Annotated in this window: 1 protein-coding gene; it reads left to right on the forward strand. The window is 40.5% G+C overall.

Annotation, left to right across the window (positions count from 1 at the left end; genetic code table 11):
• Nucleotides 1-389: 389 nt before the first annotated feature.
• A partial coding sequence (locus ACKI5G_RS06885) for a GTP-binding protein (protein WP_407398884.1) occupies nt 390-1169 on the forward strand: 780 nt, incomplete at its 3' end.

The raw sequence follows: 1169 nt of genomic DNA on the forward strand, positions 1-1169 counted from the left end.
AAATCATGCGGCACATTTCGATTAGCTCGCTGCGAAGCTCGTCCCGATCTTCTTCTCTATTTTTCTTAAAGAATACGTGATACATAGTGTACGTGTTTAATAAAATCCATACTAAGGCAAATAAATAAATCCCTTCCATAAGATCCTCCTGGAATACTGAAAGTCTTCTGTACTAAATTATAACAGTTTTATAAGAAAAATAACAGGCTATGAAGAATACTACATATAAGAATGTTGTTTATTATTGGAAATAATAGGAAATAATTATAGAAAAGACGATTGACATTGTAAAACCACTATAATAATATAAGTATGCTGAAAATTAAGATGTGGTTATAAAAAGGAGCGTAGGACTCCTTTTTTAATGTAATGGGAGGAATTTTAATACTATGAGTATGAATGAAAACTTGAGAAATATTGCTATAATTGCGCACGTTGACCATGGTAAGACTACCCTGGTGGATGCTATGCTGCAGCAGAGCCATATTTTCCGTTCCAATGAACAGGTTGCGGAGCGAGTAATGGACTCAGGTGACTTGGAGCGTGAGCGTGGTATTACAATTCTCTCCAAAAATACAGCTATCATGTATGAGGGGACTAAGATCAATATCGTTGATACCCCGGGCCATGCTGATTTTGGCGGCGAGGTTGAGCGCGTATTGAACATGGTTGATGGCGTGCTGCTTCTGGTAGATGCCTTTGAAGGTCCAATGCCTCAGACCAAATACGTATTGCGTAAAGCTTTGGAGCAGGGGTTGAAGCCTATCGTTGTTATTAACAAAATTGACCGGCCGGATCAGCGGGTTGATGATGTATATGATGAGGTTTTGGAGCTGTTCATGGAGCTGGATGCTGATGATGAGCAGTTGGATTTCCCTTGTATTTATGCTACTGCCCGTGATGGTGTGGCTAAGTATAACATGGAAGATGATAATGATAACCTCATTCCACTGATGGAAACCATCGTTAAGGAAATCCCATGTCCGCATGGGGATGCTGAGGGTCCGCTTCAGATGATGGTTACTACTCTTGAGGCTGATGAATACGTTGGTAAGGTGGCAGTAGGCCGTATTATCCGTGGTACTGTAAAGCCAAATCAGGCAGTAGTTCTCTTGGATGGTGATTCTGAAACCAAGGCTAAAATTGGTAAGGTATATACTTATCAGGGC

This window comes from Anaerovibrio sp. (genome assembly GCF_045637405.1).
Lineage (GTDB): Bacteria > Bacillota > Negativicutes > Selenomonadales > Selenomonadaceae > Anaerovibrio.